Annotated in this window: 13 protein-coding genes (1 of these 13 only partly in view); 4 read left to right on the top strand and 9 right to left on the bottom strand. The window is 64.4% G+C overall.

The annotated features are described in order from the left end of the window. The 4 genes from LDL32_RS13880 to LDL32_RS13865 all read left to right on the top strand — a co-directional run. Nucleotides 1-692 carry the 3' portion of an XdhC family protein gene (locus LDL32_RS13880; protein ID WP_233067882.1) on the top strand. The gene continues 388 nt to the left of window position 1, outside the view, so 692 of the gene's 1,080 nt are visible here — the last part of the coding sequence; its start codon lies off the left edge, out of view; the stop codon is at nt 690-692. A gap of 34 nt (nt 693-726) precedes the next feature. Beyond that, nucleotides 727-1,362, top strand: a complete 636-nt coding sequence (locus LDL32_RS13875) for an NTP transferase domain-containing protein (protein WP_233067880.1) — start codon at nt 727-729, stop codon at nt 1,360-1,362. An 80-nt stretch (nt 1,363-1,442) separates the two neighbouring features. Continuing rightward, the gene (locus LDL32_RS13870) at nt 1,443-1,793 is read left to right on the top strand and encodes a RidA family protein (protein ID WP_233067879.1); all 351 of its coding nucleotides are present in this window, start codon (nt 1,443-1,445) and stop codon (nt 1,791-1,793) included. Nucleotides 1,794-2,113: 320 nt separating this feature from the next. Continuing rightward, on the top strand, nt 2,114-2,866 hold the full coding sequence (locus LDL32_RS13865; protein WP_233067878.1) for a CHAP domain-containing protein: 753 nt from the start codon (nt 2,114-2,116) through the stop codon (nt 2,864-2,866). A 22-nt stretch (nt 2,867-2,888) separates the two neighbouring features. On the opposite strand, the gene LDL32_RS13860 is transcribed toward LDL32_RS13865, so the two are convergent. The 9 genes from LDL32_RS13860 to LDL32_RS13820 form a co-directional block, all read right to left on the bottom strand. Beyond that, the gene (locus LDL32_RS13860) at nt 2,889-3,347 is read right to left on the bottom strand and encodes a 23S rRNA (pseudouridine(1915)-N(3))-methyltransferase RlmH (RefSeq protein ID WP_233067877.1); all 459 of its coding nucleotides are present in this window, start codon (nt 3,345-3,347) and stop codon (nt 2,889-2,891) included. Between the two features lie 3 nt (nt 3,348-3,350). Then, a complete protein-coding gene (gene rsfS / locus LDL32_RS13855; RefSeq protein ID WP_370636773.1) occupies nt 3,351-3,815 on the bottom strand; it encodes a ribosome silencing factor in 465 nt (154 codons plus the stop codon). 83 nt (nt 3,816-3,898) lie between these two features. Then, nucleotides 3,899-4,531 (bottom strand): nicotinate-nucleotide adenylyltransferase, encoded by a 633-nt coding sequence (locus tag LDL32_RS13850; RefSeq protein WP_233067876.1) that lies wholly within the window; start codon nt 4,529-4,531, stop codon nt 3,899-3,901. Nucleotides 4,532-4,552: 21 nt separating this feature from the next. Next, on the bottom strand, nt 4,553-5,836 hold the full coding sequence (locus tag LDL32_RS13845) for a glutamate-5-semialdehyde dehydrogenase (protein WP_233067875.1): 1,284 nt from the start codon (nt 5,834-5,836) through the stop codon (nt 4,553-4,555). Between the two features lie 48 nt (nt 5,837-5,884). Continuing rightward, nucleotides 5,885-6,979, bottom strand: a complete 1,095-nt coding sequence (ychF, locus tag LDL32_RS13840; RefSeq protein ID WP_233067874.1) for a redox-regulated ATPase YchF — start codon at nt 6,977-6,979, stop codon at nt 5,885-5,887. Between the two features lie 6 nt (nt 6,980-6,985). Next, nucleotides 6,986-7,558 (bottom strand): aminoacyl-tRNA hydrolase, encoded by a 573-nt coding sequence (gene pth / locus LDL32_RS13835; protein WP_233067873.1) that lies wholly within the window; start codon nt 7,556-7,558, stop codon nt 6,986-6,988. A 38-nt stretch (nt 7,559-7,596) separates the two neighbouring features. Continuing rightward, nucleotides 7,597-8,211 (bottom strand): 50S ribosomal protein L25/general stress protein Ctc, encoded by a 615-nt coding sequence (locus LDL32_RS13830; protein WP_233067871.1) that lies wholly within the window; start codon nt 8,209-8,211, stop codon nt 7,597-7,599. A gap of 126 nt (nt 8,212-8,337) precedes the next feature. After that, complete coding sequence (locus tag LDL32_RS13825; RefSeq protein ID WP_233067868.1) at nt 8,338-8,928, bottom strand: histidine phosphatase family protein; 591 nt, start codon at nt 8,926-8,928, stop codon at nt 8,338-8,340. 67 nt (nt 8,929-8,995) lie between these two features. Next, nucleotides 8,996-9,985 (bottom strand): ribose-phosphate pyrophosphokinase, encoded by a 990-nt coding sequence (locus LDL32_RS13820; protein WP_233067864.1) that lies wholly within the window; start codon nt 9,983-9,985, stop codon nt 8,996-8,998. Nucleotides 9,986-10,032 lie beyond the last annotated feature (47 nt).

The following is a 10,032-nucleotide window of genomic DNA, read 5'->3' as shown; positions in this document are numbered from 1 at the left end:
GGCAGGCGCGCATACCGGTCATCATGGCGACCGAACTGGCGACAGGCCGGACATGCCTGCTCTACCAGGACCCGGCCGTTCCGGCAGCCGGTGGGGTGGACGCTGGCCTGCATGCCAGGGCAGCGGAAGTCTTTGCCACCGGGCGCAGCCTGCGGCTGGAGAACGAGGCGGGCCAGGCCATATGGTTCCTGCATCTTGTTCCCATGCAGCCACGCCTGATCATTGTGGGTGCGGTACATATTGCGCAGGTTCTCGCCCCCATGGCGCAGACAACCGGCTTCAGCGTCACCGTGGTTGATCCGCGCACCCAGCTTGCGACGCCCGAACGCTTTCCCGGCATTCCACTGCACACCGACTGGCCGGACGAGGCGCTGGAACAGATGGGGGTCGATAACCAGACCGCCATCGTAACCCTGACCCACGACGCCAAGCTGGACGACCCGACCCTGCAATACGCCCTGGGCAGCGATGCGTTCTATATCGGTGCGCTGGGCTCCCGCAAAACCCAGGCCTCACGCATGGCGCGACTGGGGGAGGAAGGGTTCACGCCCGCGCAGGTCGCCCGCATCCATGGCCCCGTGGGGCTTGCCATCGGGGCCGTAGGGGCGGCGGAGATCGCCCTGTCCATCCTTGCCGAGATCGTGGCCGTGCGTCATGACAGACCGCTGGGGCGCATTTCGGGCTGGACATAAGTGGGCGGCGGCCGGGCATGACGGGATTCCGGGCATGATTACGGGCCGCCCGCGCGTGGCGGCCATCGTCCTGGCGGCGGGCGCATCCAGCCGTACGGCGCCCGCGCACAAGCTGCTGGCCCCCGACGCCACCGGCCTGCCCATGATCGCCCGCACGCTGCGCGCGGTCGCGGCCAGCCAGGCCGACCCGCTCATCATTGCATACGGGCACCGCAGCGCGGACATCCATGCCGCCGCCCGACGTGGCATTCCCCCCGGCCGTAACCCGCTGTTCATAAGCGCGCGCAACCATGAAGCCGGCCTTTCGCGCACACTGGCCGCAGGCATACAGCTGGCAGGCCAGCATGACGTGAGGGGAGCACTGATCTGCCTGGGGGATATGCCATGTATCGCCCCCTCCCTGCTCGACCGCATGATCGCGGTTTTCACGGCCCATCCCGACTGCCCCGGTGTCATGCCGGTGCATGATGGCCGGCGCGGAAACCCGATTTTGTGGAACCGAAGCCTGTTCCCGACCCTTATGGACCAGAAGGGAGATAAAGGTGCGCGGGGGCTGCTGGACCGGTACGGCGCGGAAATGCAGCAGGTGGAAGCCGGCATGGAAATAACCGAGGATTTTGATACACCGGCCCGCCTGGCGGCGTTTGCCCGCATGTTCGCAGGCGGTTGACCTCGGGGCATACCGGCGCAAAGAGAGAAGGCAGCACATGCGGCCAGCCCGCATGCCTGCCAACAAGCTAGGATAATGACATGAGCAAGATCATCCGCACCGAGCCCAATCCCATCCTGTCCAAGGTCGTGGAATACCATGGCTTCCTGTTCACGCAGGGATTCGTGGCCCGCGACCTGTCCGCCGACATCACGGCCCAGACAAAGGATATCCTGACCCAGATTGACGAGGCCCTGGAACTGCACGGCACCGACAATACCCGCCTGCTGCAGGCGCAGATCTGGCTGAAGGACATCAATGACCGTGATGCCATGAACGCCGTGTGGAGCCCCTGGCTGCCCAAGGATGGCGCCCCCGCCCGCGCCTGCGTGGAAGCCAAGATGGCCCGGCCGGAAGTGCTGGTCGAAATCATGGTGATCGCCACCAAGTAAGATGAACGGGGGGACGGGAAGGCACGCTTAAAACATGTCACATTTTTGCAACTTACCCGTCTCCCCAGAATCATTCTGCTTCTGTTCTTATTGAATGATTCCTGCCCTTTTATGGCCGAAAAACAGGGACTAATTGGTCCGAATAAAGAATTTATTCCTATTTTTTTATTAAAGTGCCGATTTTAGATGAAATATGCCCCATTGCTGTTCATCCTTCACAGCGCAGGCTTGTCAGACTTGCAAAGGGCTTGCTAGTCGATGAACACGATGTGAGCCAGTCATTAAAGAATCACCCCAAGGTGGTGGAGAGATTGTAGAAAATGTGGATCAGAAACCTGAAGCGTGGCGTCCTGCTTTCCGTTCTCAGCGCCACGTTCGGATTCATGTTTTCGGAACAGGGACACGCAAGCACGGGCCGGCATGCCGGTCATGTCCATCCCGCCACCGCGCATACCGCCACGCATGGCCATTCCATCCACCATGCACTTGTGCGCCACGGACATGAGCGTGGGCATGTGATTCAGTGCGTGGCTTTCGCCAAGTCGGCATCGGATGTCGAGATTCGTGGCAATGCGGTGGACTGGTGGTATAATGCAGCCGGACGTTATGCCCGCGGCAGCGCACCGGAAGAAGGCAGCGTCCTCAACTTCCGTGGTACGCGCCGCATGCCGCTGGGTCATGTGGCCGTCGTGCGGCAGCTTGTCAACAACCGCACCATCGTCATTGATCAGTCGCACTGGGGCCAGGGCGGCATCAGCCGGTCCGTTCCGGTGATTGACGTTTCCCCCAACAATGACTGGTCGGCGGTCCGCGTGGCGCTGAACAACCGTAGCGGGGGATTTGGCAGCATCTATCCCACCTACGGATTCATCTATGCCCGTCCCGCTTCCGGGTCGGATGTCATGCTGACCACGTATCGCAAGGCAATGCACGGCAACAGCCCCGCTGTCATGGCGCAGGCCCGTACCCATCATAACGGCACCGAAGTGGCGGAAGCGCCCGAGGGGCTTGCCGGACATGCGTCTTCTTCACTGGCCTATACGGATGACGCTCCGAATCGTTCCCTGCGCTAGGCTGAAAAAACCGGCGGGTCCGTCAGGGCCGGCCGGCGCGATGGTAGGGATGGCCCGTGGAAATGGCGCGGGCACGGTATAACTGTTCCGCCAGCATGCCACGTACCAGCATGTGCGGCCACGTCATCCTGCCCAGTGAAAGCGTATGGTCGGCACGCTGCACGACCGGGGCATCAAGCCCTTCCGCGCCACCAATCACGAAACACAGGGGCCGTGGGGTTTCCACCCACTGCTGCACCGCGCGCGAAAAGGCCAGACTGTCATATGTCCGGCCCCCCTCATCCATGGCGACGACAAGTGCGCGGTCCGGCAGGGCGGCGAGGATTGCCTGCCCCTCCCGGCGCTTGATCTCGTTGGGGGCACCCCGCCCTTCCACCAGTTCGGTCAGCTTGATGCGCGGCGAAAGCCGGGTGGCGTAGCGTTCAAACAGGTCACGCTCCACCCGGTCCTTCATGCGGCCTACGGCAATCAGGTGAAACAAGGGCTATTCCACCGGGGTGGCTGGCGCCTCCGGCGGCACGTCCAGATCAGCGCCCCACATCCGCTCCAGCCCGTACAGCGCACGTGCCTCGGCCTTGAACAGATGCACCACGATATCGCCCGCATCCAGCAGCACCCAGTCGGAGCCGCTTGCCCCTTCGGTACGGATGCGCTTCAGTCCGGCCTCTCCCAGCTTGCGGTCGATATGCGCGGCCATGGCCGTGATCTGCCGGTCCGCCAGGCCTGTTGCAATGACCATGCGGTCGGCAAAGGAGGCCCGTCCGGTCAGGTCGATCACCACGATGTCCTCGGCCTTGTCGTCTTCCAGACTGGTGGTGATGATGTCCAGGAACTGGTCTACACGGGGGTCCGTCTCACGCGCCTGGCCGGATGTGGGCCCGGCCACCGCCGCTTTCTTGCGTGGCGTGCCCGGTACCTGCACGGCACTGCCCAGTGCGCCTGTGGTCACCACGCGCGGTTGCCCGGCGGGAAGGGTGCTGCCGGTGCGGCGCCTGGCGCTGCCCTCGGCTGTAGGCTTTCTGGTTATGGCTGTTACTCCCGTCGGTGGCCACGATCGGCCTGCGATGCACGTATTTCTGTAGCTGATATAGCGTTCTGTGGCGCGGGAAGAAAGACCCATGCCGGTGGTGTGCACATTGCCAGTATGCCAGCCTGCCGTGCCGGGCGCCGCCAGCGCGCAAGCCTGCTGGCAATCTGGCCCCGCAATGCGGCAGGATTATAGCCCGGTCGCGGCAGGATCGCGAGCGGAACCATGCGCACGATATCCCGCCACCGTCGCCACCGCCCCATCTGGGCCAGCCCGTCCGCCCCCATCAGCCAGACAAACCGCACATGCGGAAACAGCTGCTTCAGTCGCGCCAGCGTGTCGGCCGTATAGCGCGTGCCCATGTGGCTTTCGATATCGGTCGCCACCAGCTTCCTGCCGCATATGCCCCGGATGCGGCGGCGCACACCGGCCAGCCGTTGCGGCAGCGGCGCCATGCCCGCAACCGGCTTGAGCGGATTGCCCGGCGAGACAAGGAACCATACCTGATCAAGCCCGAGCTGCCGCAACGCCCGGCATGCAAGCTGGATATGACCTTCATGCACCGGGTTGAACGATCCCCCCAGCAGGCCCACGCGCATATGCCGTCCATCACCCTGAACAGGTACTGCCGGCCCCATGCCTACGCCCCGTTCCAGTATTCAGGCCCGGACCTGCCCGGTGCCGATCACCTCGTACCGGTAGGTGGTCAGCTGTTCCAGCCCGACCGGGCCACGGGCATGGAAACGCCCGGTAGCAATGCCGATTTCGGCCCCGAAACCAAATTCACCACCATCACAGAACTGGGTGGAAGCATTCCACATGACGACAGCGCTGTCCGTCCCGTTCAGGAATGTCGTGGCCGCCACGGCATCGTCGGTCACGATGGCATCGGTATGCGCGCTGCCGTAGCGGGCGATATGGTCCAGCGCGTCCTCCACACCGTCCACCACGCCCACGGACAGCACCGCGTCCAGCCATTCGGTGGCAAAGTCTTCTTCCGTTGCCGCAGGCAGGTCGGGCACGATATCACGCGCGCGGTCATCGGCGCGGAACGTGCAGCCACGGGTGGCCAGGTCCTCGATCAGGCCGGGCAGGATCCTGGGGGCGATCGCCTGATCCACCAGCAGTGTCTCTGTCGCGCCACATATGCCGGGGCGGCGCAGCTTGGCGTTGAGCACGATACGCCGCGCCATTTCCAGATCGGCCGCCGCATGCACGTAGGTGTGGCACAGCCCTGCGGCATGGGCCAGCACCGGCACGCGGGCTTCCGCACAGACCCGCTCGACCAGTGACCTGCCGCCACGCGGAATGATCAGGTCGATCAGCCCGGTTGCCCCCAGCATGGATGCCACATGGGCACGGTCCGCATCGGGGGGGATCTGCACGCAGTCCACCGGCAGGCCGGCAGCTTCCAGCCCCGCCTGCATGGCGGCGTGAATCACCCGCGCGCTGTTCAGGCTGTCCGACCCGCCGCGCAGGATGACCGCATTGCCGGACTTGATGCACAGCGCTGCCGCATCCGCGCCCACATTGGGGCGGCTTTCATAAATCATGCCGATTACCCCCACCGGGGTCGCCACACGGCGGATACGCAGCCCGTTGGGCCGGTCCCATTCCGCCATGACACGCCCCACCGGGTCCGGCAGGCCGGCCACCTGTTCCAGCGCCTGCGCCATGGCCTCGACCCGCCCGGGGGTCAGGGTCAGCCTGTCACGAAAGGCCGGGGTGCCGGTAAAGGCCGCGACATCGCGCGCATTGGCCGCCAGCAGTTCGGACTGTGCGGCCCGTAGCGCACCGGCTGCGGCGGTCAGGGCCCTGTTGCGGGTTCCGGTCGTGCTGCGGGCCAGCACACGGCCTGCGGCACGGGCGGCAACCGCCATGGCGCGGATCACGTCCGGCTGCGGTGCCTCTGCCTGCGCCGGGGTTGCAACAGCCTGATCCATGATCCGTAACTCCCTGATGTTCGTCACCACACGGGCAACGCGCCCGTATCAGACGTTGAAGCGGAACAGCAGGACATCACCATCCTGCACCACATAGTCCCGCCCCTCGATGCGCAGCTTGCCCGCTTCACGCGCGCCTGCCTCACCATTGCAGGCGATATAGTCATCATATGCAATGGTTTCACATGCAATGAAGCCCCGCTCGAAATCATTATGGATCACGGCGGCGGCCTGCGGGGCCCTTGTTCCTTCGGTAATGGTCCAGGCCCGTGTTTCCTTCGGCCCTACGGTGAAGTAGGTGCTCAGGCCCAGCAGGCGGTAACCGGCGGCGATCACACGGTCCAGCCCGCTATCCTTCAGGCCGAGACCTTCCAGGAATTCCACGCGGTCCTCCGCGCCAAGCTGGCTGACCTCGGCCTCGATCGCGGCGGAAACCACGACCATGGCGGCCCCTTCCGCTTCCGCGCGGGCGCGCACACGTTCGGAAAATTCGTTGCCTGTCGCGGCCGAGCCTTCATCGACATTGCAGACATACAGCACCGGCTTCGATGTCATGAGCTGCAGGCGGCGCACCGCTTCTTCCTGCCCTGCCGGGATCGCCTCACGCGCGGGCCGGCCTTCCCGCAGCGCCTCGATCAGCGGTTGCATCAGTTCGACCTGGGCCGCCGCCTCGCGGTCATTGCCGCGCGCCTTCTTCTGCAGCGCCACGATCCGCTTTTCCAGCGATTCGAGATCGGCCAGCATCAGTTCGGTCTCGATGATCTCCGCATCACGGATGGGGTCGACGCCCCCTTCGACATGCGTGATGTCGTCATCCTCGAAACAGCGCAGCACGTGGATGATCGCATCCACCTCACGGATATTGGCCAGGAACTGGTTGCCCAGCCCTTCCCCGCGTGAGGCGCCGCGCACCAGGCCCGCGATATCCACGAATTCAAGGCTGGTAGGCAGGATCTTCTGGGACTTGCCAATACGCGCCAGATTGGCCAGCCGCGCATCGGGCACCGCCACGCGGCCCACATTCGGTTCGATGGTGCAGAACGGATAGTTCGCGGCCTGCGCCGAAGCAGTCTCGGTCAGGGCGTTGAACAGCGTCGATTTGCCTACGTTCGGCAGGCCCACGATGCCACAGTTGAAGCCCATACGCCCTTACTCCCCGGCCTGCGCGGCCATTCTTGTCATGAACAGTTCCGGCTTGCCGTCCGCCAGCAGCACGGCCTCATCGGCCAGCGCATCAAGCATCGGGTCCAGCCACTCGCGGTCCGTGCGGGAGAAATCACCCAGCACATGGCCCGTTACACGCTCACGGCTGCCGGGATGCCCGATACCCAGCCGCGCGCGCCAGTAATCTTTCGTGCCCAGCATGCGATCCATCGACCGCAGGCCGTTATGCCCGGCCGCCCCGCCGCCACGCTTCACGCGGATGCGCCCGGGCTCCAGGTCAAGTTCATCATGGAATGCCGTGATCGATTCGGCTGGCAGCTTGTAGAAGGCCGCCGCCTGCTGAACGCTCTCCCCCGAGAGGTTCATGTAGGTCATGGGCTTGAGCAGCAGCACCTTGTGCCGCCCCACCATGCCTTCGGCCACCTCGCCACGGAAGCGCCTGCGCCACGGGGAAAACCCGTGGCGGTCGGCAATCCGGTCCACCGCCATGAACCCGACATTGTGACGATTCCGGCTCATCCCCGGCTCGGGGTTACCAAGACCGGTCCAGAGCAGCATCGTTCATCTCCTGTCGTGTATCCGGGCGGTGGGGTGGATCAGCCCTCGGCTGCCTCGCCTTCGGCGGCTTCGGCGTCTTCATCAACGCTGGGCGGTGCCACGTTGGCGATGACGAAGTTGTTGTCATGCAGCACGGGGGTCACGTTTTCCGTGCCCTTCAGGTCTTCCCAGCGCACGTTGTCGTGGAAGTCGAGCTTGGACAGGTCGGCGGTGAAGAACTCGGGGATGCTGGCCGGATCGACCACAACGTCCACCGTGTGGCGGACAATGTTCATCACGCCACCGCGCTTGACACCGGGGGAGACTTCTTCGCCCTCGAAGCGGATTTCCACTTCCACATGCACCTTGTGGCCAGCGGCAAGGCGCTGGTAGTCGACATGGATCGGCGCGTCGGACACGGGGTGCAGCTGCACTTCGCGCAGCAGGGCATGCACGGATGCGCCCTTTTCCACCGAAATGTCATAGATGCGCGAACGCCAGCCGGACTTGTGCAGCTCGCGGTGGACGATACGGGGGTCGAGCGCGATCAGGACGGGTTCCTGGCCTGCACCGTAGATGACACCGGGCACGAGCCCGGCACGCCTCGTTGCACGCGCTGCCCCCTTACCAGCCTTCGCGCGCGAAGAGACTTCGATTTTCGTGAATTTGGTCACTTGTCTGCTCCTGAAACAAAAGCGCGCGGGCCTCCAGGGGTGCCAGCGCGTGCGCGGCCTTTAACGGAAAACCGCGCCCGATGCAATCACCCTGCCCGCCTGCGCCCGTTTTTCAGGCCCGTTTTTTCAGGAAAGCGCGCTCAGGCTCCATACCGGCGTGGACCCCGGTTCGGCCCACATCGGCGTGGCATTGGGCAGGCGCACGTTGGGCTTGAGATGCATGGCCGCACGCAGGGCACGGAACATGGCGCCATGGCAGACGATCAGCGGCACGCCCTCATGCTCCAGCGCACGATTGACAGCCGAGACCGCGCGTTCGCGCAGGTCGGCAAAGCTTTCGCCATTGGTGGGGGTGTACTCGCCTGCAATCCAGCTGTCGTACCACGTGCCCATCGGCTTGCCTTCCTCGTCGCCGAAGCAGACTTCCTTCAGTCCGTCATCCAGCGCCACCCCGAAGCGGGGGGCACCGTGGGCGGCAAGCTGGTCGGCCACGATCTCGGCCGTGCGGCGCGCGCGTATCAGCGGCGAGGACACGATGCGCACGATCGGCGCATGGTCGCGCCAGTGCCGCGCCAGAAGCAGCCCCGCCGCCTCCGCCTGCGCGACACCGGTGGCATTGAGCGGGATATCCGTGCGCCCCTGTGAGCGGCCCTGTGCATTCCAGTCGGTCTCCCCATGGCGCAGATACCAGTAGGGCCGGGAAATCAGGTCGGTCATCGGGCGTTCCTTTTCGATACAGCTCTCCGGGGGTAACGCCGGGCCACGGCCAGGGTCAATGCCACCATCAGTCAAACAGCGAGGAAACCGAACTTTCATCCGAAATGGCCTGCATGGCGCGCGAGATCAGGGCCGCCGTGCTGATCTGGCGGATATTGGCCGATTCCTCCACCGCTTCGGTCGCCTTGATGCTGTCGGTCAGCGTCAGCATGCCCAGCGGCGACTGGCCGATGCGACTGACGGCGCTGCCGGTCAGCACGCCGTGGGTCACATAGGCTTCCACCGCCGCGGCCCCATGCTTCATCAGCGCTTCCGCCGCGTTGCACAGCGAACCGCCACTATCGACAATATCATCGACCAGAATGCAGTAGCGGCCGCGTACGTCACCGATCACGTTCATGACTTCGGACACGCCGGCGCGCTCGCGCCGCTTGTCGATGATGGCAAGATCGACATTCAGCCGCTGCGCCAGCTGGCGCGCGCGCACCACGCCCCCCACATCGGGCGAGACGATCATGAGATTGTGGGGACCACCGGGAATGTCCATCGGCGGTGCTTCATAGGGCAGCGGGGGCTCGCCCTGCAGCTTCATGCGGCCACGGATGTCACGGGTGAACAGCGGGGCCGCGTACAGGTTGTCGACCGGAATATCGAAAAAGCCCTGTATCTGCATGGCATGCAGGTCCATGGTCAGCACCCGGTTCGCACCCGCTTCCACCAGGATGTTGGCGACCAGCTTGGCGCTGATGGGCGTGCGGGGACCGGATTTGCGGTCCTGCCGGGCATAGCCGAAATACGGCATGACCGCCGTGATGCGCCGTGCCGAGCCACGACGCAGCGCGTCGAGCATGATCAGCAGTTCCATCAGGTTGTCATTGGTGGGGGAACAGGTGCTCTGGATGACGAATACATCCTCGCCACGCACGTTCTCATGGATCTCGACAAAGATCTCCATATCGGCAAAACGCCGCACGGTCGCATTGCAAAGCGGCAGCCCCAGCTCCATCGCAACTTTTTCGGCAAGAGGCAGGTTGCTGTTACAGGCGACAATCTTCATCGTGTGGCGCTCCCGGGCGGCGATGCAGGCGACGGGGCGCCTGTTTT

The organism is Komagataeibacter sp. FNDCF1 (genome assembly GCF_021295335.1).
Classification (GTDB): domain Bacteria; phylum Pseudomonadota; class Alphaproteobacteria; order Acetobacterales; family Acetobacteraceae; genus Komagataeibacter.
This window is presented reverse-complemented; position numbering and strand designations above follow the sequence as displayed.

Coding starts and splice junctions, on each gene's coding strand:
- LDL32_RS13875 (WP_233067880.1), top strand. CDS start 727: ATGATTACGGGCCGCCCGCGCGTGGCGGCCATCGTCCTGGCGGCGGGC.
- LDL32_RS13870 (WP_233067879.1), top strand. CDS start 1,443: ATGAGCAAGATCATCCGCACCGAGCCCAATCCCATCCTGTCCAAGGTC.
- LDL32_RS13865 (WP_233067878.1), top strand. CDS start 2,114: ATGTGGATCAGAAACCTGAAGCGTGGCGTCCTGCTTTCCGTTCTCAGC.
- LDL32_RS13850 (WP_233067876.1), bottom strand. CDS start 4,531: ATGGGGCCGGCAGTACCTGTTCAGGGTGATGGACGGCATATGCGCGTG.
- LDL32_RS13845 (WP_233067875.1), bottom strand. CDS start 5,836: ATGGATCAGGCTGTTGCAACCCCGGCGCAGGCAGAGGCACCGCAGCCG.
- ychF (WP_233067874.1), bottom strand. CDS start 6,979: ATGGGCTTCAACTGTGGCATCGTGGGCCTGCCGAACGTAGGCAAATCG.
- pth (WP_233067873.1), bottom strand. CDS start 7,558: ATGCTGCTCTGGACCGGTCTTGGTAACCCCGAGCCGGGGATGAGCCGG.
- LDL32_RS13825 (WP_233067868.1), bottom strand. CDS start 8,928: ATGACCGACCTGATTTCCCGGCCCTACTGGTATCTGCGCCATGGGGAG.
- LDL32_RS13820 (WP_233067864.1), bottom strand. CDS start 9,985: ATGAAGATTGTCGCCTGTAACAGCAACCTGCCTCTTGCCGAAAAAGTT.